General features: G+C 69.7%; 17 protein-coding genes and 4 pseudogenes. 8 read left to right on the top strand and 13 right to left on the bottom strand.

The window, feature by feature from the left end:
* Positions 1–80 precede the first annotated feature (80 nt).
* The 4 genes and pseudogenes from OG453_RS31660 to kdpF form a co-directional block, all read right to left on the bottom strand.
* Positions 81–461 (bottom strand): hypothetical protein, encoded by a 381-nt coding sequence (locus OG453_RS31660; protein ID WP_266873282.1) that lies wholly within the window; start codon positions 459–461, stop codon positions 81–83.
* A 37-nt stretch (positions 462–498) separates the two neighbouring features.
* A pseudogene (locus OG453_RS31655) lies at positions 499–663 on the bottom strand (NAD-binding protein); the annotation flags it as partial.
* Between the two features lie 255 nt (positions 664–918).
* A complete protein-coding gene (locus tag OG453_RS31650) occupies positions 919–3,456 on the bottom strand; it encodes an ATP-binding protein (protein WP_266873193.1) in 2,538 nt (845 codons plus the stop codon).
* Positions 3,457–3,485: 29 nt separating this feature from the next.
* Positions 3,486–3,575, bottom strand: a complete 90-nt coding sequence (kdpF, locus tag OG453_RS31645; RefSeq protein WP_266871977.1) for a K(+)-transporting ATPase subunit F — start codon at positions 3,573–3,575, stop codon at positions 3,486–3,488.
* 234 nt (positions 3,576–3,809) lie between these two features.
* Between kdpF and OG453_RS31640 the strand changes: the two genes are divergently transcribed.
* Positions 3,810–5,378, top strand: coding sequence for a Na+/H+ antiporter (locus OG453_RS31640; protein WP_266871976.1), 1,569 nt, complete (start codon positions 3,810–3,812; stop codon positions 5,376–5,378).
* A gap of 78 nt (positions 5,379–5,456) precedes the next feature.
* Here the strand turns inward: OG453_RS31640 and OG453_RS31635 are convergent, their stop codons facing one another.
* Both OG453_RS31635 and OG453_RS31630 read right to left on the bottom strand, forming a co-directional pair.
* Positions 5,457–6,662 carry a cytochrome P450 gene (locus OG453_RS31635; RefSeq protein WP_266871975.1) on the bottom strand — a complete coding sequence of 402 codons (1,206 nt, stop codon included), beginning with the start codon at positions 6,660–6,662 and terminating at the stop codon, positions 5,457–5,459.
* Between the two features lie 174 nt (positions 6,663–6,836).
* Positions 6,837–7,247 (bottom strand): hypothetical protein, encoded by a 411-nt coding sequence (locus OG453_RS31630; RefSeq protein WP_266871974.1) that lies wholly within the window; start codon positions 7,245–7,247, stop codon positions 6,837–6,839.
* 1,460 nt (positions 7,248–8,707) lie between these two features.
* Between OG453_RS31630 and kdpB the strand changes: the two genes are divergently transcribed.
* The gene (kdpB, locus tag OG453_RS31625) at positions 8,708–10,900 is read left to right on the top strand and encodes a potassium-transporting ATPase subunit KdpB (RefSeq protein ID WP_266871973.1); all 2,193 of its coding nucleotides are present in this window, start codon (positions 8,708–8,710) and stop codon (positions 10,898–10,900) included.
* Positions 10,901–10,923: 23 nt separating this feature from the next.
* Here kdpB and OG453_RS31620 read toward each other — a convergent pair whose 3' ends face one another.
* On the bottom strand, positions 10,924–11,256 hold the full coding sequence (locus OG453_RS31620; RefSeq protein WP_266871972.1) for a hypothetical protein: 333 nt from the start codon (positions 11,254–11,256) through the stop codon (positions 10,924–10,926).
* A 6-nt stretch (positions 11,257–11,262) separates the two neighbouring features.
* Between OG453_RS31620 and OG453_RS31615 the strand changes: the two genes are divergently transcribed.
* From OG453_RS31615 to OG453_RS31605, 3 genes are all read left to right on the top strand, one after another.
* A complete protein-coding gene (locus tag OG453_RS31615; RefSeq protein ID WP_266871971.1) occupies positions 11,263–12,042 on the top strand; it encodes a MerR family transcriptional regulator in 780 nt (259 codons plus the stop codon).
* A gap of 377 nt (positions 12,043–12,419) precedes the next feature.
* Positions 12,420–13,229 (top strand): SDR family NAD(P)-dependent oxidoreductase, encoded by an 810-nt coding sequence (locus OG453_RS31610; protein WP_266871970.1) that lies wholly within the window; start codon positions 12,420–12,422, stop codon positions 13,227–13,229.
* A gap of 167 nt (positions 13,230–13,396) precedes the next feature.
* On the top strand, positions 13,397–14,173 hold the full coding sequence (locus tag OG453_RS31605) for a GNAT family N-acetyltransferase (protein ID WP_266871969.1): 777 nt from the start codon (positions 13,397–13,399) through the stop codon (positions 14,171–14,173).
* 172 nt (positions 14,174–14,345) lie between these two features.
* Here OG453_RS31605 and OG453_RS45195 read toward each other — a convergent pair whose 3' ends face one another.
* The 3 genes from OG453_RS45195 to OG453_RS31590 form a co-directional block, all read right to left on the bottom strand.
* Positions 14,346–15,239 (bottom strand): hypothetical protein, encoded by an 894-nt coding sequence (locus OG453_RS45195; RefSeq protein ID WP_323178687.1) that lies wholly within the window; start codon positions 15,237–15,239, stop codon positions 14,346–14,348.
* Positions 15,240–15,325: 86 nt separating this feature from the next.
* Positions 15,326–16,909: a hypothetical protein gene (locus OG453_RS31595; protein WP_266871968.1), complete on the bottom strand. Its 1,584-nt coding sequence runs from the start codon at positions 16,907–16,909 to the stop codon at positions 15,326–15,328.
* Between the two features lie 701 nt (positions 16,910–17,610).
* Complete coding sequence (locus tag OG453_RS31590) at positions 17,611–18,366, bottom strand: DUF4118 domain-containing protein (RefSeq protein WP_266871967.1); 756 nt, start codon at positions 18,364–18,366, stop codon at positions 17,611–17,613.
* 363 nt (positions 18,367–18,729) lie between these two features.
* Between OG453_RS31590 and OG453_RS31585 the strand changes: the two genes are divergently transcribed.
* On the top strand, positions 18,730–20,685 hold the full coding sequence (locus OG453_RS31585) for an amino acid transporter (protein ID WP_266871966.1): 1,956 nt from the start codon (positions 18,730–18,732) through the stop codon (positions 20,683–20,685).
* 404 nt (positions 20,686–21,089) lie between these two features.
* Here the strand turns inward: OG453_RS31585 and OG453_RS31580 are convergent, their stop codons facing one another.
* Positions 21,090–21,290 carry a hypothetical protein gene (locus OG453_RS31580; protein WP_266871965.1) on the bottom strand — a complete coding sequence of 67 codons (201 nt, stop codon included), beginning with the start codon at positions 21,288–21,290 and terminating at the stop codon, positions 21,090–21,092.
* Between the two features lie 1,153 nt (positions 21,291–22,443).
* Between OG453_RS31580 and OG453_RS31575 the strand changes: the two are divergent.
* Positions 22,444–22,973: pseudogene (locus OG453_RS31575) on the top strand (transposase family protein); the annotation flags it as partial.
* 21 nt (positions 22,974–22,994) lie between these two features.
* Here the strand turns inward: OG453_RS31575 and OG453_RS31570 are convergent.
* Positions 22,995–23,204: pseudogene (locus OG453_RS31570) on the bottom strand (IS110 family transposase); the annotation flags it as partial.
* A gap of 61 nt (positions 23,205–23,265) precedes the next feature.
* On the opposite strand from OG453_RS31570, the pseudogene OG453_RS31565 reads away from it, so the two are divergent.
* Positions 23,266–23,502, top strand: a pseudogene (locus OG453_RS31565) (transposase); the annotation flags it as partial.
* 83 nt (positions 23,503–23,585) lie between these two features.
* Here OG453_RS31565 and OG453_RS31560 read toward each other — a convergent pair.
* Complete coding sequence (locus OG453_RS31560; protein ID WP_266871964.1) at positions 23,586–23,732, bottom strand: hypothetical protein; 147 nt, start codon at positions 23,730–23,732, stop codon at positions 23,586–23,588.
* Positions 23,733–24,569 lie beyond the last annotated feature (837 nt).

Raw genomic sequence — 24,569 nt, 5'->3', positions numbered from 1 at the left:
TCCGGTTCCGCCGCCTTGTCAGACCGCGCAGGGCAGGGAGACGACCATGGTCAGGCCGCCGCCCGGTGTGTCCTCGGGGGTCAGAGTGCCGGACATGGCCTCGGTGAGACCCCGGGCCAGAGCAAGCCCCAGCTCGCGGACGCGGCACGGAAGGCATCAGTGGCGTTCATCGCGGCGGCCACCACGAGCGGCAGGACCGCCAACCCCACGAATCCTGCGACGAGTTGAAGAATTCGGCGGCCGGGTGATCCATCGGTGGCCGGGTCACCCATGGTGAAGATGTCGAGCAGGGGAAGGTAGACGGACCGCCACAGCGGGCCGCGCTCGACCAGGAAGGTGGCCAGCGCAAGGACCACCACGATGGCGGCCAGGGCCCCGAAGACCGCCGTGACCTCGCGAGACAGGAAGACCTTCCACGGCTGCGGCGGCGCGATCCAGGAGCCGCTCCAGATGACGGCCACGGTCCCGGTGGTACATGCGGACGACCAGGCGTATGGCCGGGTTGAGGCTGCGGGCGAGCAGCGCCGCGGTCATGTTCACCTGGTCGTCGCCATGGGTGAGGGCGAGGGCGGCGGCCCGCTCGACGCCGGCGGCGCACAGGGTCTGCTCGTCGGGCCGGGTGGGTACCAGCAGCTCGATGGGTGAGTGCGGGTCACGGTGCAACTCGGCGATCAGCGAGCCGTGTTCGTCGGCGTGCGAGGCCCCCGTCGCCGCAGATCACATCTGCTGGGAGCGTTGCCCAACCGGCAGATGCAGATGGAGAGTTGAGGTCACGCGGAAGAAGACTGCCGTGCGAGTGGGGGCTGGTTCCGCGTTCTGCGCGAGTTGGGCATCAGGGTTGCGTATGGGCACTTGCCCGTACTGCCGATCCGTACCCCCGATGTGGGACTGATCGGCACGGGACGGCGGCCGGGGGCGTCATACTCCACCGCTCACCCGCTCGGCATCACGAGACCGCGGCACCTGATCCGCGAAGGGCAGGGACACGACCATGGTCAGGCCGCCGCCCGGGGTGTCCTCCGGGGTCAGGGTGCCGTCCATCGCCTCGGTCAGCCCGCGGGCGAGCGCGAGACCCAGACCGAGACCCGTGGTGTTGTCGGTGTCACCGAGGCGCTGGAATGGTGCAAAGACCTGATCGCGATGGTGGGGTGGCAGCCCTGGACCGCGGTCGACGACCCGCAGTTCGACGCGGCCCGCGAGGGCACTCGCGGCGACAAGGACCGACTCCTCGGGCGGCGAGTGGCGCGTCGCGTTTCCGACGAGGTTGGCGATCACGCGTTCCAGGAGCGGGGGGTCGGCGAGGACCGCCGGGATCTCCTCCAGGCTCTGTATCTCGATAAGGGGCGCGTCGGCCGGCAGCGAGTCGAGGGCGGGTGGCAGCACTTCCTCCAGGGCGGTGGCCCGCAGCCTCAGTTTCAGGGCGCCGGCCTGCAGTCGGCTCATGTCCAGGAGGTTCTCGACGAGTCTGCTGAGCTTGGTCAGCGAGTCCTCGGCGGAGGCCAGGAGCTCTTCGCGATCCTCGGCGGAGAAGGAGACGTCCCGGCTGCGCAGGGAGCCGACGGTGGCGAGAGCGGTGGCGAGCGGGGTGCGCAGGTCGTGTCCGACGGCCCGCAGCAGGGCCGTACGCATGCGGTCGGCGGCCTTGACCGGCTCGACCTCGGCGGCGGCCTCGGCGAGCCGGGCCCGCTCGACGGCGGCGCCCACATGCGCGGCGAAGGCAGACAGCACGCGGCGCTCCGAGGAGGCCAGGGTGCGCCCGCGCAGGACAAGAAGGGAACCGGTGCCGACAGGAACGGTGACCGTGGCCGAGTCGGTGTCGGTGGCATCCGGCGGTTCCTCGACCAGCTCGGCCGACTCCATTCCGAAGGTCTCCCGGGTGTGTTCGAGGAGGGCCGGGATCGCCCGGTCGCCACGGACGATGCTGCCCGCCAGCGAGGACATGGTCTCGGCCTCTGCTGTCGCCCGCGCGGAGCGCCGCGACAAGCGCAGGGACCGGTCCACCACGCCCGCCACGGTCGCTGCCACGACGGCGAAGACGGCGATGGCCACGACGGCGTCCGGGTCGGCCATGGTGAAGTGGCCGGTGGGCGGAATGAACCAGTAGTTGAGCAGCAGCGACGCGGTCACCGAGGCGATCAGCGCGGAGGTCACGCCGCCTATGCAGGCCACGCCCACCACGGCGAGCAGGAAGAGCAGGGCCTCGCTGGTGAGGTTCAGCGTCCCCCGCATCCTGTCCAGGGCGAAGGTGAGCAGGACCGGCAGAAGCAGTCCGGCCACGGGTCCCGCGATCAGGCGGGAGGCCGGGAGCGTACGACGTCGCGAGGGCAGCAGCCGGCCGCCCCCGGCCCGCTCGTGCGTGACCATGTGGACGTCGATGTCATCGGAGAGAGCGACGGTCGTGTCGCCGATGCCGCTGCCCGTGAGGAACCGTTCCAGGCGGCCACGGCGGCTGGTGCCGAGCACCAGCTGAGTGGCGTTCTCCGCGCGCGCGAACTCGACCAGAGCGGTGGGCACATGGTCGCCGACGACGGAGTGGTAGCTGCCGCCGATGGATTCGACGAGGCGGCGCTGGCGCACCAGAGCGGCGTGCGAGGTGCCGGCGGCCAGACCGTCACTGCGGGCGACGTGCACGGCGAGGACTTCTCCGCCCGCCGATCTGGCCGCGATGCGGGCGGCCCGCCGGATCAGGGTCTCGCCCTCGGGCCCGCCGGTCAGGGCGACCACGACCCGCTCCCGGGTCTCCCACACACCGCCTATGTTGTGTTCGGCCCGGTAGTACTGCAGCGCCTCGTCGACCCGGTCGGCCAGCCACAGCAGCGCCAACTCCCGCAGCGCGGTGAGGTTTCCCGGCCGGAAGTAGTTGGCGAGCGCGGCATCGACCTTCTCCGGCGCGTAGATGTTGCCGTGCGCCATCCGCCGCCGCAGCCCCTCGGGGGGCATGTCCACGAGCTCGATCTGGTCGGCACGGCGGACGACCGCATCGGGCACGGACTCACGTTGCGGAACCCTGGTGATCTTCTCGACGACGTCGTTGAGCGATTCCAGATGCTGGATGTTCAGGGCGGTGACGACGTCGATCCCGGCGTCCAGGAGCGCCTCGACGTCCTGCCAGCGCTTGGCGTTGCGACCGCCGCCCGGAACGTTGCTGTGCGCGAGCTCGTCGACGACAGCGACCTGTGGGCGCCTGGCGAGTACGGCATCCAGGTCCAGCTCGGGGAACTCGGCGCCGCGGTAGGCGCATTGAGCTCGCTCCATCACTTCCAGGCCGTCCACCATCGCCTCGGTGTGCGGCCGCTTGTGGCATTCGGCGAAGCCGACCACCACGTCCGTGCCGCGCTCGGCCCTGCGGCGGGCCTCGTCGAGCATGCGGTAGGTCTTGCCGACGCCGGGCGCGGCGCCGAGGTAGACCTTGAGCCTGCCGCGGCGTACTCCCGGCTCGGGCCGTGCGTCATTCATGGGCTGTGCGGCACTCATGTTCTCGGGGGTCAGAACCTCTCCGGGAAGAGCCTGGCCAGGACCAGGTACCCGACCAGACTGACGGCCACGATCATCCCTACGACGTTCTCGGCAGTCACCGCACTCAACTCCTCTGCCTTCATGGAGGTTTCCTGTGTGGAGGTTCGCCCACTGGTCCCCCGCCGGGGAGAGCCGCAGCACAACCCTTGACGGATCTCTGGCGGCTGCTGCCCAGGCGTTGACGGTGCCCTGACGGGCGTACTGCCGATAGGGTGAAAGCGGTGTGCCGGGAAGTCTGGTCGGCGTGACGGGGCCCTGTATCGAAGGGGTGCCCGCAGTCGATCGGGGGCGGCATGCGCAGCGTAGGTACGGTTCTGGCCCTTGTCGTGCTCGCCACCATGGTGGCGACCTTCGCGCGTCGCCGGCGCATCCCCGCCCCCTCCCTCCTGGTCGTCGCCGGCCTCGCCGTGGCGCTGATCCCCGGCACCCCGGACATTCAGGTGACCCCCGAGGTCATCGGCCTGGTGGTGCTGCCGCCGCTGCTGTACGCCAGTGCCGAGGAACTCTCGTGGCGCGAACTGCGCGCGGTGTGGAAGCCGGTCGGCGTACTCGCCGTGGGGCTCGTGCTCGCCTCGGCGGCAGCGGTCGGCGTGGTGGCGTCCGTGCTGACGCCGCTCTCCTGGGAGATGGCCCTCGTGCTCGGGGCCGTCCTCGCCTCGACCGACCCGGTGGCGGTCACGGCTCTCGGCCGGCGCCTGGCTCTGCCGCCCAAGGTGCAGATGCTCGTGCAGGCGGAGAGTCTCTTCAACGACGCGACCTCCCTGGTGCTCTTCCGGGTCGCGGTGACCGTGGCCGTGGCCTCCTCCGCCGTGTCCTGGGAAGCGGCGGGCGGCGAGTTCGCGCTTCTCGCGGGTGGCGGCACGCTGATCGGCGCGGCGGTCGCGGGAATCGTGGCGCTGATCCGGCGGCGTACCGAGGACCCGGTCCTGGAGACGGTGATCGCGCTGATCACGCCGTACGCCGCCTACGTCCTCGCCGAGGCCGCCCACACCTCGGGCGTCACCTCCGTCGTGGTGGCCGGGGTCGTGCTCGGCGGCCGCGGTGACCGTCTCACCAACGCCCGTATAAGGCTCCAACTGCACGCCGTCTACGGCACGGTGGTGTTTCTGCTCGAGTCGGTCGTGTTCAGCCTCATCGGCCTGACCTTGCCCGCGCAGGTACGGGCGCTCTCCGACGGCGACCGGCTGTGGCCGCTCTACGCGCTGGCCGTCGCGGCCACGCTCGTCGCCGTACGGATGCTGTGGCTCGCTCCGCTGTCGGCGCTCGTCCAGCGCAAGGGCGGCGTCGAACAGGTCTCCTGGAGAGTCCCCGTGGTGCTGACGTGGGCGGGCACCCGAGGCGTCGTACCGCTGGCAGCCGCGCTGTCCATCCCGGTGGCAGCGGACGACGGTTCGATTCTGGCCCAGCGCCCCCTGGTCCTCGTCCTCACCACCTCGGTCGTGGTGGTCACCTTGGTCGTGCAGGGATTCACGCTGGCTCCGGTCGTACGCCGCTCCGGCCTCGCCCTCGAACCGGCCCATACCGAGCGGGAAGAGGCCGCGGCGCGGTGCAGCCTCACCACCGCGAGCATCCGCCGGGTGGACGAGATGTCCGAACTCGAAGCCGTACCCGACGTCGTCCTCGACCGGCTGCGCCGCAGTCTGAAGGCCCGCCTCGACCACGCCCGGGACCGGCTCGGCCCGGGCCATGCCGACCCGGAGGAATCCGCCGACCACATCTACCGCCAGCTTCGGCGCGACCTGATCGAAGTGGAGGCCGGGGAGCTGCAGCGCCTGTACGACGACCACCGCATCAGCGACACAACGCGGCGTCGGCTGCAGCGCTCCCTGGACCTGGAAGAGGCCAGGCTCGCGGACGCCTGAGCCCGGCCTGTCACGGGTGCGCCGCCGACAGGAACCGTACGAACGGCCCCCGTCAGGGCGAACCGGATCCGCCGCGCCTCAGATCCGTACGGGCAGCGCCATCGGGTACGTTCCGTCGCCGGCGAAGCCGATGCGTTCCAGGGCGTCGCGTTCGACGGCGAGGGTCAAGCTGTCCCGCTTGAGGAACAGTTGGTCGAGGATGACCTCGGTCTGCAGGTTGGCGAGGGCGGCACCGATGCAGCGGTGGGCGCCGTGACCGTAGGCGATGTGTCCGGCGCCGCGTGCCGCCTCCCGGGAGAGGTCGAGCCGGGCGGGTTCGGCGAAGGTGCCCGGGTCGCGGTTGGCGGCGAGCAGTCCGCTGGTGACTCCCTCGCCACGGCGGACCAGGACCCCGCCGAGCTCCACGTCCTCGGTGGCGTACAGCGTGGCCCCGACGCGGACCGCGGAGACGTGGCGCAGCAACTCCTGCACGGCGCGCGGCAGTAGCGCGGGCTCGGCGCGCAGTTTGGCCACCTCCTCGGGGTGGTCGAGCAGCGTGAGGACGGCGTCGGTGAGGAAGAAGGCCGGCGGCGCTATACCGGTGTTGATCAGCAGGAAGACCAGAGCAATCATCTCCTGCCGGGTCAGCTGCTGGTCAGGGCCCGCTTCCGCGCTGGAGCGCAGGAGGTCGGAGGCCAGGTCCTCGGCAGGTGCCGCGGCACGGCGGTCGAGAAGGCCGTCGATGTACGCGGCGAGGTGGTCGATGCCGGGCAGGAAACGGTCCGGCTCGCCGGATTCGTAGTCGCGGATCCAGCCGCTCACCTGGTCACGGTCTGCTCCCTCGACCCCGATGATGTCGCAGATGACACTCGTCATGACGGGGTAGGCGAAGCCGCGCAGGACGTCGAACTCCCCTCCCTTGGCGACGATTTCATCGGCCACGTCCTGGACGATGCGCTCGATGCGCGGCCGTAGTGCCGCGATCCGGCGCGGCGCGAACGCGCGCATGACATGGGTGCGCAACCGGGTGTGCTCGGGCCCGTCGACCAGGACCAGAATCTCCAGGTACTGCCGGTACTCCGCCGGCAGCCCGGCCTCGTCGAGCAGCTCCGCGGCGACACCGCCGCCCTCCGCCCCCGGAACCCTGGCGAGGTCGCGGACGAACCGGCTGTCGCCGAGGGCGGCCTTGACCACGTCGTACCGGGTGGCCAGCCACACCGGGGACTGGGTCTGCGGCAACGTCGCACGTATCAGCGGTGCGTAGCCGTGCGAGGTGTCGTCTATCTGAGCGTGCGTCAATTCCACTGGCTCATTGGCGGCTTCGGACATAGTGCCCCCCCATTTCGTGTGCTGCAGGGCTGAACGTTCAACTCGGCGATCAGGCATCAAGAGACCAGGTCGCGCTCACGGGATTGCTTCAAGGATCCCGGCCGTTGGAGGGGCGTGGGCCGGATGGTCCCGGCCCGCCCGCCCCTCCCATCAGACGGAGTCGAGTGCCTCAGCGATCTTGCGGGTCATGTCGACCACCGCGGGGCTGGGCGCGCCCTTCTGGGCCTGGGTGGCCGCTTCGACGGCGACGGTGACGGTGCTGCGGAAGTTGTCGGCCTCTGCCGGGTCCTGCTTCTTGAGCAGGCGCATGGCTGCCGTCAGGGCCGGCAGCACGTGGTCGGCAACAGCGGCCGCGGACTTGCCGTCCAGGCCCACGACGTCCTTCGACTTCTCGGCGAGCACGTGCCCGACCGGGCCGGTCGCGGAGTACAGGGCGACGGATCCTGCGGTCGCGACCTTGTGGGGCGAGCCGGCACCAGCGGCCCAGGCCACCAGCGTCACAGCGCCGTACGCGGCGGTCCGCAGGGTGTTCTTGTCCTGGTCGGTAAAGGTGAGAGACATGGCTGTGAGCTCCTTCAACTGAACGGACGGATGGTGAACGCGGCCTGGGGACATACGCCGTATCTGGCACCGCCCCTTCGGCGTGGCATCATCATGGCACACTCATGGCGCCATGGCGAGCATTATTGGCACCACGAGCGCCAGTTCGGGCGTCGCGATCCGGCTGCGACCTCATGAATTCACAGGTCAGGCACTGTGGCACCATAGTGGCGCCAACTACTTTCGCCGAGACCTTGGCCGGGGGCCGGACTGCCGTGCCCTACCTCGACCTCGCCCTCGGGGAGCCGAGCCGCAGGGCGCCCGGAGCCGGTCCCGTCACCGTCGCCGTCAGCAGAAGCGAGCCCGGCCCGACATCGGTACCGCACCGGCCCCCGTGCGCAGCGATCGGCCGCGGAGGTCAGCCGCGTCGTCGCGGTCCGTGGCCAGGATCGCTCTGGAGGGCCGCGGTCGCCTTGCCGAGCAGCGACTCGTGCTGGCCGACCACCAACTGCCAGATCTGCCCAGACAGCGAACTCCGTTTTCCGTACGAGAATTCGACGAGGCCCGGCAAAGGTGATGCTGTCGGGACCGGGCGTTCTGGCCGCGGCGGTCCGGGTCGAGCAGATGCAGACTCTCGTCGGCGTTGACGTCGTAGGCGATGGCCCGTGCCCGGGGCAGGGGCGACCACCGAGTCGAAGGCGTCGCGGCGGGCGACTCGCAACTCCTCGGATGCCTCACGGTCGGCGATGTCGTCCCAGGTGGCGCTCGCGGCGATCCCCGCATCGATCAGTGACGCGGCAAGCGCGGTGCAGGGCAGCAGAATGGTCGCGCGTGCGAGTCGCAGCCGGGCGGGTCGTCGCCCAGCACCGCCGCAGAGTCGCGTACAGGACGAGCCGTGCACGCTGTCCACCCGGCCGCCGCCCCCCTCGTGGCGGCGGACCGGGTGGCATCGGGGGAGGTGGGGCGACCGTCTGCTCTGGCGACTGTGCGCCTGTCCGGTACCCCCGCCACAGGACTGCGCGTCGTGCCGGCGGTGAATGTCACTCGCCCTCCAACGTCCACGTTCACGGACGGTCGCCCGTCCCCCGTGGCCTCGATTCTGCGATGCGTTTCGGACACTTGTGGCATCCCTTGATGCCGCCCTGATGGATTTTCGGATTCCCTTGACGGCGGCTTGACGGTGGCGCTGACCAGGCCGTCAGGGAGTCGCAAAGACCTTTCAGCGAGCGGCATTTGGCGGGGCGCCGAGCCTTAGATTCCTCTTCGGCCGACGAAGCGGGCTTCCGCTTCGATCGGTCGCCGCACGCGGTGGTGCCTCCTTGGTCGTACAGCACCGCGTCCGTGCGCAGGCGTGCCGTCGCCGGGGCCCCGGCGACGGCACGGCCCGCCGGCCCCCCGGCGGTCGGCACCCCCCGACCCCGGACCGCTCCGGCCCACCGCGTACGCGCGGGCGGCCGATCCCAGAAGGTTCCCCACCCCCCATGCATCCCGCCCCGCCCCAGCACGCCCCGACCCCGCCCACCGCCCCGCCGCCGCAGCCCGCGCCACCACGCAATCCGCGCATCCGGCCGAGCAGCAGCCCCGGTTCAGGATCCCGGCGACGTACCCCCAGCGGACTCTTCGAGCCCAAGCAGCTCCTGGCGGCGTTTCCCGAAGCACTGCGTAAGGTCCATCCCAGGGCCCTGGTCCGCACCCCGGTACTCTTCGTCGTCGCGGTCGGGGCGGTCCTGACCACGCTGTCCGCGGTGCTCCACCCGGCCGTCTTCACCTGGGTGATCAGCGCCTGGCTCTGGCTCACGGTGATCTTCGCCAACCTCGCGGAGGCCGTCGCCGAGGGCCGCGGCCGGGCCCAGGCCGAGTCGCTGCGCAAGGCCCGCACCGACACCGTCGCCCTGCGGCTGCGCAACAACTGGCGGGTGGGAACGGATCTTCAGCGCGCCGAGACCGAAGCCGTCGCGGCCACGGACCTTCAGCCGTTCGACTTCGTCCTGGTCGAGGCGGGTGAGCTGATCCCCGCCGACGGTGACGTCGTGGACGGCATCGCGGCCGTCGACGAGTCCGCCGTCACCGGCGAATCCGCGCCCGTCATCCGGGAGTCGGGCGGCGACCGCTCCGGCGTCACGGGCGGTACGACGGTGCTCTCCGACCGGATCGTCATCCGGGTCACGTCTCGGCCGGGGAACAGCTTCCTGGACCGGATGATCGCCCTGGTCGAGGGCGCCAACCGGCAGAAGACCCCGAACGAGATAGCCCTCAACATCCTCCTTGCCGCCCTCACCATCGTCTTCATTCTGGTGACCGTCGCCCTGCAGCCCATGGCGTCCTTCGCCGGCGCCGGCCAGACCACGACCGTCCTCGTCGCCCTCCTGGTCACCCTGATCCCCACCACGATCGGCGCCCTGCTCTCCGCGATCGGCATCGCCGGCATGGACCGCCTGGTGCAGCGGAACGTACTCGCCATGTCCGGACGGGCAGTTGAAGCCGCCGGTGATGTGAACACCCTGCTCCTCGACAAGACGGGCACCATCACCCTCGGCAACCGCGAGGCCGCCGCCTTCCTCCCCATGCCGGGCATCGACGAACTGCAGCTCGCGGACGCGGCCCAGCTGTCGTCGCTGGCCGACGAGACACCCGAGGGCCGCTCCGTCGTCGTACTCGCCAAGGAGAAGTACGGGCTGCGCGAGCCCGCCGACGGAGAGCTCGCGAACGCCCGCTACGTCGAATTCAGCGCGCAGACCCGGATGAGCGGCGTCGACCTGCGCTGGGACAACGGCGCCGCGTGTCACATCCGCAAGGGCGCGGCGCAGCAGGTCATCGACTGGGTCGCGATGTACGGGGGCCAGGTACCGGCCGAGGCGCGCACGTACTCCGACGCCGTGTCCGCGGCGGGCGGTACGCCCCTGCTGGTGGCGGTGCACGACTGGGACGGGCCACGCGTCCTAGGGCTGATCCAGCTCAAGGACGTCGTCAAGGACGGCATCCGCGAGCGCTTCGCCGAGCTGCGCCGCATGGGCATCCGCACCGTCATGATCACCGGCGACAACCCGCTGACCGCCCGCGCCATCGCCCAAGAGGCGGGCGTCGACGACTACCTCGCGGAGGCCACCCCCGAGGACAAGCTCGCCCTCATCAAGGAGGAGCAGGAGGGCGGCAAGCTGGTGGCGATGACCGGCGACGGCACCAACGACGCCCCGGCTCTCGCCCAGGCGGACGTGGGTGTGGCTATGAACACCGGTACCTCGGCCGCCAAGGAGGCCGGGAACATGGTGGACCTGGACTCCAACCCGACCAAGCTCATCGAGATCGTCGAGATCGGCAAGCAACTTCTCATCACCCGGGGAGCGTTGACGACCTTCTCGATCACGAACGACGTGGCGAAGTACTTCGCGATCATCCCGGCGATGTTCACCGGCGCCTATCCCCAACTGTCCGCCCTCAACATCATGGGCCTGCACAGCCCCACCTCGGCGATCACCTCCGCGATCATCTTCAACGCCCTGATCATCGTGGCCCTGATCCCCCTCGCACTGCGCGGCGTGCGCTACACCCCGTCCTCCGCGCACGACCTGCTGAAGCGGAACCTGCTGGTGTACGGGCTCGGCGGACTCGTCCTGCCGTTCGTCGGTATCAAGCTGATCGACCTGGTGGTGTCGTCGGTGCCAGGGATCGGCTGACGTACGCGCCGCACTCGACGTACTCAGTCCCGGGAGCCGGCAGCCGGTGACTCCAGCAGCCGGTTCAGCTCGTCGCCCGCCTCGTCGTACCCCGCGTCGCAGATCCGCTGCAGCTCGCGCAGATCGCCGGCCGTCGTCGCGCGCCGGGTGAGCAGGTACCCGGCGCGCTGGGATCCCTCGTCAAGGAGTTCGCTCAGCTCCCCCACATCACCGGCCTCGTCCGCGAAGTCGGCCAGTCGGTCCAGCGCGGTCTCATTGCCCTCGTCAGCCAGGTCGCGCAGGGTCTGGCGGTCAATCCGGCCGTCCTGGGCTGCCTGGGCTGCCTGGGCTGCCTGGTTGATGTCCTCGTTCGTCATGACACCATGCTGCAACCCTGCCCCAAGGGCGGGGTCAAGAGCGAAGATGGCCTGGTGATCACCATCGGGCAGCTGGCCGGGTACGTCGGAGTGTCGGTCAAGACCATCCGCGTCTATCACGACAAGGGGCTGCTCCCCGAGCCGGACCGCGACGCGTCCGGCTACCGTCGGTATGAAGCCCGGGACGCCATCGACCTGATCAAGATCCGGACGCTCGCCGAAGCAGGGGTCCCGCTGGCCCGTATCCGGGAGCTGCGATCGGCGACCGACGAAGAGCTCCAGCTGGCCCTGCGCGAGATCGACGACCAGCTGACCGCGCGCATCGATGGCCTGCGCACGACACAGGGGCGGCTGCGTCGACTTGCCGCCGGGCAGCTCGCGCCGCTGCCCACCGAGGTCCGGGCTCATCTGGAGCACCTGGCCCACTGGGGGTTCACGGCCCGCTGGGTGGATCTGCAACGCGACCTGTGGATCCTCGTGTTCGCCACCCACCCGGACCACGCGATCGCGCTCTTCCACGACCAGGCCGAGTCCCTGGCCGACCCGAAGCTGCGCCGGCTCTTCCTCGCATACGACCAGGCCCACGACCTCGACGCCAACGACCCCCGCTTGGACGACCTTGCCCGCCGCATCGCCGAGGCGACCCGGGAGCGCTACGGATCCCACGCACCGCCCGAGCTGGACGCCGCCTCCGACATCCCCGCCCTCGTCCAGGGCACGGTCAACGCCTCGTCCCCCGCATGGCAGCGGCTCGACGGACTCATTCGCGCGCGACTGGGCGCGTGACGCGACGGCCACGGGAGGCGCTCGGAGGATTCGTACGAGGTGCTTCGTGGGGGGGGTGCTTCGTGCGGGGTGCTTCGAGTGAGGTGTACGGCGTACCGACAGGGCCGCATCAGTGGGTCGTCAATTCGGCCCGACGGCTCTTGAGCCGGGCCCCCGGGGCCAGTTACATGGATGACGTGAACAGCGCCTGGCTCCTTCTCGACCGTCCGCCGTCGTGGCGGAGCCGCGCAATGTCACAGCGGGCGTCGCCGTGTCGTGCGCCGCGCTGCCGCGCCGCCGTGAGCTGATCCGGCGGCCCACTCTCCCTCTCTGCCTTCGCACGACGAGCAGCCCCCTGAGCGGGGCTGCTCGTCGTGCCGTCACCCCTGGAATGGACCATGTCAGACCCCACCCTCACCAACCGCACCGTCCTGATCACCGGCGCCACTTCAGGCATCGGCTACGAGACGGCCCGGCAGCTCGCCGAGCGCGGCGCCACCGTCCTCCTTCACGGACGTACCGTAGAAGAAGCCCAGGCCGCCACGGACCGGCTCATCGCCACCGCCGGCATCGACGCGGCCCGCCTGTGCACCTTCGCCGCGGACTTCACCCGCTTCGAAGAGGTCGAGGCCATGGCACGGCGCGTGGTCGCCGAACACCCGCACCTGGACGCCCTGGTGAACAACGCCGCCATCGCCGCCCCCGAGCGGCACACCATCACCCCGGACGGCAACGAGATCGCCTTCCAGGTCAACTTCCTGGCCCACTACCTCCTCACACACCTGCTCGAGGAGGCCCTGACCTCCGAGCCCGGCGGCCGCGTCGTCAACGTCTCCTCCTCCCTGCACCGCACCGCCGCCATCCAGTGGAGCGACCCCAACCGCGCCCGCCGCTACTCCCGGCTCGCGGCATACGCCCAGTCACAGCTCGCCCTGACCGTCTTCGCCGCCGACCCGCGGGTCACCGCGGTCTCCCTGCACCCGGGGATCTGCGAGACGGACCTGATGTCCCTGTACGCCCAGCGCGGGGCGTCGGCCGCCGAAGGCGCGGCCCATGTCGTACGGCTCTGCGACCCGGCGGTGGAGATCGTCAACGGCGCCTACTACGACCGCGACGAGCGCGTCGACCCGGCTCCCGCCGCCACCGAGGACCGCACGGTCAAGCGCCTCAACAAGCTCGCCAACCTGCTCGTCGGTCACGGTTCTTGAAGGGATCCCCACCACAGATGTCCAAGCGCGCCCGCAAGAAGAAGGCCCGTCGCAAGAAGGCCGCCAACCACGGCAGCAAGGCCGGCCAGAGCTGAACCCGCACTGACCACCACCCCGCGGGGCGGACCGCACTGCGGCCGCCCCGCGCCTCAGCTCCAGGGGAACGCATGATCGAAATATCGCCCGCCCAACTTCCTTCCCTCTCAGACTGGTTCCCCCCGGGCATCCCCGGGGCCACCACCCTCGCCGAGCATGCCTCCGCCACCGGAAACGGCCGGTGGTGGGCGGACCGCGCCACCCGGCCCCGCGTCGTGGCGGTGAGCTGCGCGGACCAGGTTCTGCTCGCAGGCGACCCCAGAGCACTGGCCCCCGGGGACCTGGCCGGCTTCGCCTCGCATCACGCCCAGGCAACGCGTCGATTCCTGCCCATGCTGGGGCACGCCTTCGACCAGGTGGTGCCGCGGGAGCGGATGGTCTACGTCCACCGCTACCCGGGCACGGCGCCCCGATTGCCCCGCGGGGTGACCGTGCGCCGCCTCCTGCCCGACGATGTGACGCAGATACACGCCTTGAGCCCGGACGCCGGCTGGCTGCACGCCACTTGGGGCGGCCCGGCGGGCCTGGCTGCCTCCGGGCAGGCCCGCGGCGCATTCCACAAGGGCCACCTGCTCGCCGTGGCCTGCACCTACCTCCGTGGCGACCGCTACGAGGACATCGCCATCTTCACCACCCCCGAACACCGTCGCCGGGGCCTCGCCCGCGCCTGCGTGGCTGCGCTCTGTATCGACATCACCACCCGTGGGCGTACGCCGAGTTGGTCCTGCTCCCGCGAGAACCGCGCCAGCCGACTGCTCGCCTGGACATCGGGCTTCCGGCTGGAACGCGAGTACGTTCACTACCTCACCGGTCAGCCGGCCCACCGCACCACTCGCATCCCGGCCTGAACCGGTCCCGGTGCGGAAACTCCGCGCAACCGAAGGAGCCGAGGAGAGCCCCATGAAGAACCGCGCCCCGCTCGCCACCGTCCAGATCCTCGACGGCACGCACGAGCTCCGGATACGCCGCCTGAAGCGACGCGCGGACTCCTTCACCGTGCACTACTCGATCGTTCCGCCCCTACCGGACGGGGACGACGACGTCCCTGTGTTCCCCGGTCTTGAAGCGACGGACGACCTCGGCAACGAGTACCTCGACTGGGGCGGCGCCTACGGCACAGCGCCCGACCGTACGTACACGGACGGCAGCATCACCGGACAGCCCGCCCTGGCGGACGGCGCCGGAGAGGTTCGGATACGGCTCACTTTCCTGCGCCGGCAGCGAGAGTTCCCGTACGACATCATCCTGCCCACCGGTACCGGCAACGCCTGAATCCTCCCCGTCACACCGGGACGCCGTCCCGGACGAGTTGGACGAGCGCGTGGAAGCCGCCCTGTCGGCGCGGACCCAGAGCAGGGCGAGTTCGCGCAGCGCGGTGACGGCGTCGGGGACGGTCTCGCCCCGGGGCACACCGGTGATCTTCTCGACGACGTCGCTGAGCGATTCCAAGGACTGGACGTTCACCGTGGTGACGACGTCGATGCCCGCCGCGAGCAGTTCCACGATGTCCTGCCGGCGCCGGGCGTTGCGGTGACCCGGCGCGTTGGTGTGCGCGAGGTCGTCGACGAGGAGCAGCCCGGGTCTGCGGTGCAGCGCGCCGTCGAGGTCGAGTTCCCGGCGTATGCGTCCGTGGTGACCGACTCGTACCGGCTCCAGGCTCTCCAGGCGTCCGAGCAACGCCTCGGTGTGCGGGCGGGCGGCCCTGCGCAGGCCCTCGTCCAGCATCCGGTACGTCTTGCCGACACCGGTCGCGGCGCCGACGAAGACCTTGAGCCTCCCCGGACGGATCTGCGAGGCAGCGGACTCCCGCGGCGCGGTAAGGCTCAGAACATACTCATGAGCGACCCACTCGCTTTCTCTTCCTCGTCCATTCCTCGCGGATGTCCTGCCCCGAGGAAACTCGGGGCGCGCCACGTGCACGAGCACCTTGACGGGTCTCTGGCGGCATGCCGGGGGATGCTGACGGCGTCTTGGCAGGTCTCTTACGGACGGCCGTCCGTTCAGCGGAATTCGGCGAGTCGGGGGCGCAGGCCCAGGGTGGCGAGCACGACGGCGGCGAGGAGGGCGGCGACTGCCCAGGGCAGGAGCCCGGTGACCGCATCCCTGCCGTCGTCGGCGGCCGTGTCGAAGGCGCCGCGGTTGATGCCGGTGACCTCGTCGAGGGCGGTCATCCACGCGCCGAAGTGGGCGTTGGACTTCCCCGGCTCCCAGCTGATGCAGAAGGCGACGGCTTCCTGTTCCTTGCCGGCTGCTACCAGCGACCGGATGGTGCGGTCGTCCCGCTGGTACACGGCGTACGCCTCGACAGTCCGTTCGGCGGCGGCTCGCTCCCCGGCGAAGGTAATGTTGTCCAGCTCCCGCCGGAACTCTCCGGTGAACCGCTTGTCGTGGTGATCGCGACGGTATGCCTGCCACGTCGCGGCGAGCTGCGGCTCGTACGACGCGAGGCCGGCGCCCTCCATCCCGTACAGGCTCTGCGACTTGGCCAGGAACGCCGCCTCGTGTGCGCTGCGGTGGTCCCTGTCGAGGAGGTAGCGACTTTCTTCGGCATTGGCGTCGTAGGCGATCGCGCGGGCTCGGGAGAGGGCGACGACGGAGTCGAAGGCGTCGCGGCGGGCGAGACGGAGCTGCTCGGAGGTGGCGGTGAGGGCCTGGGTTCCGAGGACGACAGCGGTGAGGGCGCAGACGGTGGCGGCGATTAGGCCGGGGTTGAGCACGCGGTGGAAACGGCGGGCGAGGTACCACTGGAGCAGCACGAGTGCGGCAAGGAGTGCGGCGCCGAGGGCCAGAAGCAGTGCCGACTGTGCGCCGAGGTCGGCGCGTTCGGCGGCGTAGGCGGCCTCGAACTGCCCGTCGTTGGCTTCGACGAGGCTGCGGGCCTCGGGCAGGAGCCGCCGGCTGAGCAGGTCGTTGGCGTTGCGGTAGTCGTCGACGGCGGCCGCCTTGCCGCCGGATCGGGTGTCGTTCTCCAGGGCGCGTCCGATGAACTCCTGGTAACGGGCGAAGTCATCGGTGAGGAGCTCGACGGTTCGCTGGGCCTGGGCGTCGTCCTCCGCCGCCACAGCGAGGGTGCGCAGTTCGCGGCTGACGCTCCGGCGTGCCTCGTCGTACAGCTGAATGGCCTTGTCGTACGGGACGGCCATCCGGCCCTTGCCCGCGTTGCCGTTCGCCAGCAGGGAGTTGACGGCCTGGGCGTCCATGTCGTTGAGGGCGAGGTTGAGGCCGGCGGCGCTCACCGTGCGGGGAGCGTGGCGGCCGGATATGGCGTCCCAGGTACCTGAGGCGGCGAGTCCGGATATGACGAGCAGGCCGGCGCAGGCGGCCGTGAGCAACAGGATCGCGGTACGGAGCAGGCGCAGGCGGGCGGGCAGGGTGTCCCAGAAGCGGCGGCGCAGGAAGCGCAGGCGGTTCCTGGTGCTCTCAAGGACGCGGTCCGCCGGGCTGCCGGAGGGGCCGTCCGGTCCGCGGCCCCCTCGTGGCCGCGGACCGGAACGGCCCGCCGGTCGTTCGGCTGCCCCTGTCGGTGTGGTGACGGTCCGGGCCGTCGAGTCCGGACCTTGCGCGATACCAGTAGTGGCAGCCACGCGACCCTCCCACCTCACACGTTCGGACAGCCGTCCGATCCCCCGTGGCGACGAGTCTGCGGCCCGTTTCGGCCATGATCAGTCCCCCTTGACGCACCCCTGATGCCGATGGCGCCCCCTTTGACGGGGCCTTGACAGGCGCTGCCCAACGGCTGTCAGAGGGCCGTCAATTCGGGCGTTCAGGTGCTTCCGAGACCTCCGTGAGCGTCTAAGTTTTCTCCTCGGTCGCTCACCAGACCGTGGACGTCAGTGGCCTGACCGTCCCCGGGCTGCGGGGGCACGGCCGCCGCCCCATCCGGCTGCCGTGCCCTCGCCCCGCGCCCCGCGAGCGTCGCTGCCGAGGCACGAATACGTCCACCACATCGCCGGATCCGTCGACCACGCCTCAAAGTTGGCCGAGGCCGCAGAGGTACCTCGTCAAGGCGGACCGGTATCGGCTGACCGCACGGCTGGGCCGGGCTGTTGCTCGCCCTGCCGCTGGCCGTGGACGCCGCCGGGTAACCGTCCACGGCCTGAGCGACACGGACGGCGGCCGGGTCCACATCGAGCTGCGGGTCCTCCTCACCAACCCACCTCTCCCGCTGCTCCTGGAAGCCGACGCCCGCTTCTCCGTCGGCAGCGGAACCCTGCTGAGCGGAGCCGACGACCTCGACCGGCTCGCCCGGCGCGTCCAGTCGAGTCGGACACGGCCTACTCGGCGTTCAGGGTCTCGAGCCTGCCATGACACCGTCGTCGTCCAGCGCGGCAGCGGCCTGCGACGCCAGGTCGACGGCGACGAGCCGGGCCTCCAGCGGCGGCGGCACGGAGCCGGGTGCGGGCGTCATCATGAAGCGGCCCTGATACCGCCCGTACGCAATGGCACGCAGTTCGATCTCGCCGTCCGGCCAGCCCTGCCACTCCAGGTCCCAGATCCAGCCGGCCACCTTCACGCTCCCGTCCGGCTCCAGCCGCGGCGGACGTCCGGTGAGTTGGCCGCCCTCGAAGCGACACGCCCGCAGCTCCAGAACCTCGGTCAGCTCCTGCCGGACACGCCGGACGATGTCGTCGGAGGACGTACTGAATCGGACCAGGCGCGTCGTGCCGTGCAGCCGCTCCAGGTAGGAGGCATCCGTGACCGCGACGCGTTCCAGTGTCCGGCCGCGCGCGGCCAGCTGGGACACGATCACGCCGACGACCAGGAGCAGGACGGCGGTCTCGACGTCGGCCCGGTCCTGAATGTGGAAGCTCTGATACGGCTCGGTGTGGAAGAAGTCGAACCACGCGACGGCCGACAGTGCGGCGAGCGCCCCCGCCCAGCGGTTCCCCAGGGCCGAGACGGCCACGACGACGACCACGAGCAGCAGCGCGAGATTGGTGTGCGTGACGGACGTCCGGAACGGCATCAGCACGAGAGCCGCGGCAAACGGTGCCAGGGCCCCGGCGGCGACGGCGACCGTGTCTCGAAGCGGAAACCTCATGATCCACCTCGCAGGATCCAGCCCCCCCCCCCCGGAACGCCTCTTGTGAGTCCAGGCTCCGCCCGGCGCGGCACGGGTGGCACCGGACGGAGGTGTCTTTGACGGATCCCTGATGGGTCGGCAGCGGAAGCGGAGCCGAGCAGCAGCACTGACGGCGTCAGATCCGCGACGCGGCCGACCCATCCACGGGACGCGGCCGAAGGGCAGCGGGTGATTGTGAGGCATCCGACGCCCAGCCGAGGGATCTTGACGCTTTCCTGACGCTCCTGACGCGGCGCGCGTCTCGAGGCGTGCCTACGCTGACCCGGCCGTCCGTGCAGTGGCCGGAATCCCCCCATCCAACAGCAGCCCAGGAGTACCCCCATGGCCACCACGAACGACACGCGCACCGGACGATTGCGCGCGTGGATGTTGGAGGGCCTCTCCGACATGGGGAAGGGCAAGCCCTCCCGGCCCGTGGAGTCGGCCCCGGAGGCTGCGCACCAGGGGCAGCGCTGGTGGCGGGTGATGTGCCTGACGGGTGTCGACTACTTCTCCACCCTCGGCTACCAGCCCGGCATCGCCGCGCTTGCGGCCGGACTGCTGTCTCCCGTCGCCACCATCGTTCTGGTGATCGTCACCCTGGCCGGCGCGCTCCCCGTCTACCGCCGCGTCGCCGAGGAGAGCCCGCACGGCGAGGGCTCGATCGCGATGCTGTCGCGGCTGCTGTCCTTCTGGAAGGGCAAACTGTTCGTCCTCACCCTCCTCGGCTTCGCGGCCACCGACTTCCTGATCACCATCACGCTCTCGGCCGCCGACGCCTCCACCCACCTGGTGGAGAACCCGCACCTCGCCGACGCCCTGCACGACAAACAGGTCCTGATCACCATGGTCCTCATCGCGCTGCTCGGCGCGGTCTTCCTCAAGGGCTTCCTCGAGGCGATCGGCGTCGCCGTCGCCCTCGTCGGCCTCTATCTGGCACTCAACGTGGTCGTCGTGATCACCGGCCTGTGGCACGTGGCCACCGAAGGCCACGTCGTCACCGACTGGACCGCCGCCCTCACAGCGGAACACGGCAACGTCTTCGCCATGATCGGCGTGGCGCTAATCGTCTTCCCCAAGCTCGCCCTGGGCCTCTCCGGCTTCGAGACCGGCGTGGCGGTCATGCCACACGTCGAAGGCGACGCGGACGACACCGAGGAGAAGCCCACCGGACGCATCCGGGGCACGAAGAAGCTCCTGACCACGGCCGCGCTCATCATGAGCGTCTTCCTCATCACCACCAGCTTCATCACCACCGTCCTCATCCCACATGAGGAGTTCGAGTCCGGCGGTGACGCCAACGGCCGCGCCCTCGCCTACCTCGCACACGAATACCTCGGCAACACCTTCGGCACGATCTACGACGTCTCCACCATCGCCATCCTGTGGTTCGCCGGCGCCTCCGCCATGGCGGGCCTGCTCAACCTCATGCCCCGCTACCTGCCCAAGTACGGAATGGCCCCGCACTGGGCGCGCGCCGTGCGGCCCATGGTCATCGTCTTCACTCTCGTCGGGTTCCTGGTCACGTGGATCTTCAACGCCGACGTCGATGCCCAGGGCGGCGCGTACGCGACCGGTGTCCTCGTCCTCATCTGCTCCGCCGCCATCGCGGTGACCATCGCCGCCCGCAAGGCGGAGCAGCGCGGCTGGACCATCGCCTTCGCCGTCATCTCGGTCGTCTTCCTCTACACCACCGTCGTCAACGTCATCGAACGCCCCGACGGCGTGAAGATCGGCGCCTGCTTCATCGCCGGCATCATCCTCATCTCCCTCCTCTCCCGCCTCGGCCGCGCCTTCGAACTGCGCGTCACGCACATCGAACTCGACGACATGGCCGAGCGCTTCATCCGCGACATCTCGCACCGCACGGCCCGGTTCATCGCCAACGAACCCGACAACCGTGACGTCGCCGAGTATCGCGACAAGATCGAGCAGATCCGCGCCGACAACGACCTCCCCACCTCCGAGGACTTCGTCTTCGTCGAGGTCACCGTCACCGACCCCTCCGAGTTCGAGGCCGGCCTGACCGTCCGCGGCGAGGTCCTCCACGACCGCTACCGCGTCCTCACCGTCGAATCCTCCTCCGTCCCCAACGCGCTGGCCGCCCTGCTCCTCCACGCCCGCGACACCACCGGCACCCGCCCCCACATGTACTTCGAGTGGACCGAGGGCAACCCCTTGGCCAACTTCCTCCGCTTCTTCCTCCTCGGCCAGGGCGAAGTCGCCCCAGTCACCCGCGAAGTGCTGCGGGAGGCGGAACCGGACCGCTCCCGCCGCCCCCGCGTCCACGTCGGCTGAGACCGGCCCAAGGGCACAGGGATTCCACCGGGCAGGCCCGCGCCCGCACAAGGCGGACGCGGGCCGGTCAACCACTTTGCGTCTTCGCTGACCCGCACGAATGACCATCGAGCTGACTCTCCTGTCAACGGTGTCGTGGTCCTGCTCGCCAGGGAGTTGCTCACCAGGTGCAGTACCGCCCGGATCGTCGAGGGACTGTGGCTTGTCGAGCAACCGGAGAATCCGGCCAACGCCATACAGACCTGGCCTCGCGGCCCCTCGCCGAGCTCGGACCCGGCGTGCTCGTCTCCACCCCACCGGCTACCGCCCTTGCCGGCCGTCGTCGAACCGCGCGCGCACCGAACTGACCCGTCCCGCACCGGACGCCGCGCCATCCGACCGGAGGGCCATGAAGGAGGCGCTCATCATTCAGCCGAGCTCTCATCACTCGACGAGGAGGGCAGCTCGTCGCCCGCCAGGGGCAGATCCGGCGCGGGAAAGAGGTCGAGGAGAGCCGAGAAATGGATCGGTCGTTCCTCCGCGACAGGTACGCCCCGAGGATTATCCGTCGTTTGCCACGAGACCGTCATGCTGTGTGCCACAGGGTCGGTGGTTGAAGTAGACATGCCCAATCCTCCTTCCGGCCCGACGAAGTGTTGCGTCGCGTTGCCGGAACCGGGCCGCGTCAGACGGTCAGAAACGTGAGGACGCCACAGCAGTCAGCAGGCCCCTGTCGGGACACACCCCGCCAGCCCGGCACCGACAACGCACCGCCCCCAGCCAACAGCCGACACTGTGTAATTCAGACGCTCCGGTCAGAGCTCTTGGGGCATCCTGGAACTGACACCGGCCGATCGTTCGCGATCGATTCGCAACAGGTAGCCGAGCAGCGGCACCGCTCACGGCGGGCACTCGATACGCTCACAGACGCCGCATTCGTAGTGACCGGCACTTGGTCGGCAGGGGCCTCACCTGTCACAGCAGCCCCTATTACCGGGGTCCTGGCTGTAACTGTATGACCAGGTGGAAGACCTTCCGGGCCGCCTCAGGGCTCCCCAATTCCTGGCCCACTTCAGCAGCTCGCGGTCGCCCGCCGCGGTGGCCGGGAACTCGCCGGCGGCGAGGACTGTCCCCGTCAAGGAGAGCGCTGCAGCCCCATGGGCATCCTGGTGCGGGCCCACTCCCAGCACCACATCCCCCGCAGGGCGACGACGACGCATCTACGGAGCAGACGGCGTATTCGACGTGATCTTTGTGCGCATGGTCGATCCCGAAATGCCCGTTCCCCTTCCGGTCCGACTGCGCGTCGCGTTGCCGGTACCGGGCTGCGTCAGGCGGTCAGAAACGTGAGGACGCCACAATGATCGGCAGGCCCCTATCGGGACACGCCCCGCCGGCCCGGCACCGACAACGCACCGTCCCCGGCCCACAGCCGACACTGTGACAGCGGGACACTTCGGTCAGGCAACTCATGAGTCAGACCCCGGACCTGGGACAGCACCCGCCCATCCTCCCGTCTCTCACGACGCCCGCACCCCGCGAGTTCCAACTCGACCGTCGACCGAAGCGATGTGGCGACTGGCGTTCGGAAGTGGCAGGAAACACGCACAGAAGAGACGTAGCAGGGACGTACGCGTTGCGGCAGACCTTTGTTACTCCCCAGAGCGAGGGTCTTCCAACCTGGCCAGATTGACTGCGAGTTGGACGGATCTACAGAACGACGAAGCTCCTGGCAGACGGGGTGTCGATCAAGATCGACCGTCGTGCCAGGAGCCTCGTGTGCTTGTCTACCCGTCGGCCATTGACCTGTCCACCGCGCACCTGCGCCACCTGAGCCGGGAGTTGGCGGCACGACGCCGGGAGATCGGCAGCCGGTGGCGACGGCTGACTCCCAGGCGCCAGGCCCTGCTCGCCCTGGCTCCTCTACGGTGTGGCGACACCTACGCGCAGCTCGCGGCCGGTTTCCGCATCGGGATCTCCACCGTGTACCGCTACGTCCGCGAGGCGATCGAGGTCCTGGCCGTGCTCGCGCCGACGCTCGACGAGGTGATGGTGACGGCTCGTACGAAGGCGTACGTGGTCCTGGACGGGACCGTGCTGCCGATCGACCGGATCGCCGCCGACCGGCCCTACTACTCCGGCAAGAACCGGCACTATGGCATGAACGTCCAGGTCCTGACCGATCGGTTCGGACGGCAACTATGGGCATCGCCCGCACTGCCCGGCGCGACACACGACCTGACGGCGGCCCGCCAGCACGCATCATCGACGCCCTCGGCGAGGCCGGCCTCAGGGCTTACGCAGACAAGACACCCCATGCAGCTATCGGGTCAAGCAGCTGCGGCGACCACGGGCGGTGTCGGTGAGGTGAAGGCGGTCGCTTCGTCGTAGCTCTGACGCATTGCCAGGCAGTGGTGGAGCTGGCCGAGCATGCGGTTGAACAGATGACGGAGGGCGGCGTAGTAGCGATCACCGGTGTCGCGGCGGCGGGTGTAGTGCGCATGGGCTCCGGGTGAGGCGGTGAGTGCGGCGAACACCCAGCCCCTACCAGGACTGGCCCAACGGCCAACCCACAGCGCCTATTAGGCGTACTACTCCGCGGAGCACCTCCGCTGGCTCCGCGGCCGCAACCTCATCGCCCGGATTACCCGTCCCGGTATCGAGTCCGGCGAGCGGCTCGGCCGGCACCGCTGGAAGATCGAGCGGTCGATCTCCTGGCTCTTCGGCTACCGCCGCCTCACCGTCCGGTACGAACGAAAGGGCAGCCACTTCCTCGCCTTCGTCGGCCTCGCAGCCGCGCTGACCTGCTACAAGAGACTTGCGAAACTCGCCACGTGAGACACCCTCTAAGCCGGGGGGCGCGGGTGGTCACAGCCACTCACAACCACTCCATGCGCCCCCCGCTGATCAGCAGTGGCTGATCAGATGGAGTGGAGTCGCCAGTTCACCCAGGTGGCATAGGGGTCGGCGGACCTGAGGTCGAACTCCTCGCGCTGGTCATGGTCACAGACGAGGGGTGAGTCTTTGGAGTCGACCAAGTAGCCGTTGCGGTACCAGTCGAAGCGCATGAATACGCACCTTCCGTCCTGCCTGCGGTCGTCGACCCAGCCTCCGACGTGAGCGGGGTTCCAGCAGGGTTGGCCGGCCGAGGCTCCCCACTGGGCCGCGATACTCCAGCCTGTACCGCACCACGATTCCGGCTCACTGCCCTGTGCCGCCTGCGCGGTGCCCGATGCCACACCTGTTGCCATCAACGTGGCCGCTGCCACCGCCGCGACCGTGAACCTGCGCCTCATCAACTGACCTCCATTACTTGACGCTTGAGCGACATGTTCGTTCCGTGCGCGGCACATCACAGCACGTCATCTGCCGCCGCCCCAGCGCACTATCTGGTCATCCCCGACGGACAGTCGTGGCGGCTCAATATCGGACCAGCAAGGCAGTATCGACGCACCGAGACGGCGAGCAATCCTCACAGTCCGGGCGCGGCATCAGCGCCGACACTGACCGCGTTGCACGACGCCCGCCCTGGAGAAGCACCCGCTTCACCAACACCCGTGCTACGTGCGGCAACACCTCATCCAACAGCTGCCCGTATCCGGCGAGTGCCAGACAGTCCAGACAAACCAAGAGAGACCACGGGTCATCGGCCGGGGAATTTCCTGTCCGCACGCACGGAATCCCGAAGACCGGCCACCGGGGGCTTTACCTATCCACCGCCCACCAATCAGCCAACCTGCATTCCGACGAGCGAGTGGCGTGACAACCGTGTCGCGCATGGCCGCAAAACCGCCCCAGTGCCACACACGTAGGCGGCCGTCAGACCTGTGGGATCGGCAGGTCGGTCTGCACAGCGCTCCGGTGCCCGACAGCCCTTGAACTGTCCGTCATGACATGGACCTTGG

Source organism: Streptomyces sp. NBC_01381, assembly GCF_026340305.1.
Taxonomy (GTDB): Bacteria; Actinomycetota; Actinomycetes; order Streptomycetales; family Streptomycetaceae; genus Streptomyces.
This window is presented reverse-complemented; position numbering and strand designations above follow the sequence as displayed.

Excerpts from the sequence above, each read along its gene's own strand:
- OG453_RS31615 (WP_266871971.1), top strand. The coding sequence starts at position 11,263 with ATGCTGCAACCCTGCCCCAAGGGCGGGGTCAAGAGCGAAGATGGCCTG.
- OG453_RS31560 (WP_266871964.1), bottom strand. The coding sequence starts at position 23,732 with ATGCGCTTCGACTGGTACCGCAACGGCTACTTGGTCGACTCCAAAGAC.
- OG453_RS31590 (WP_266871967.1), bottom strand. The coding sequence starts at position 18,366 with ATGAGGTTTCCGCTTCGAGACACGGTCGCCGTCGCCGCCGGGGCCCTG.
- OG453_RS31605 (WP_266871969.1), top strand. The coding sequence starts at position 13,397 with ATGATCGAAATATCGCCCGCCCAACTTCCTTCCCTCTCAGACTGGTTC.
- OG453_RS31585 (WP_266871966.1), top strand. The coding sequence starts at position 18,730 with ATGGCCACCACGAACGACACGCGCACCGGACGATTGCGCGCGTGGATG.
- OG453_RS31580 (WP_266871965.1), bottom strand. The coding sequence starts at position 21,290 with ATGTCTACTTCAACCACCGACCCTGTGGCACACAGCATGACGGTCTCG.
- OG453_RS31640 (WP_266871976.1), top strand. The coding sequence starts at position 3,810 with ATGCGCAGCGTAGGTACGGTTCTGGCCCTTGTCGTGCTCGCCACCATG.
- kdpB (WP_266871973.1), top strand. The coding sequence starts at position 8,708 with ATGCATCCCGCCCCGCCCCAGCACGCCCCGACCCCGCCCACCGCCCCG.
- OG453_RS31630 (WP_266871974.1), bottom strand. The coding sequence starts at position 7,247 with ATGTCTCTCACCTTTACCGACCAGGACAAGAACACCCTGCGGACCGCC.
- OG453_RS31610 (WP_266871970.1), top strand. The coding sequence starts at position 12,420 with ATGTCAGACCCCACCCTCACCAACCGCACCGTCCTGATCACCGGCGCC.
- OG453_RS31650 (WP_266873193.1), bottom strand. The coding sequence starts at position 3,456 with ATGAATGACGCACGGCCCGAGCCGGGAGTACGCCGCGGCAGGCTCAAG.
- OG453_RS31620 (WP_266871972.1), bottom strand. The coding sequence starts at position 11,256 with ATGACGAACGAGGACATCAACCAGGCAGCCCAGGCAGCCCAGGCAGCC.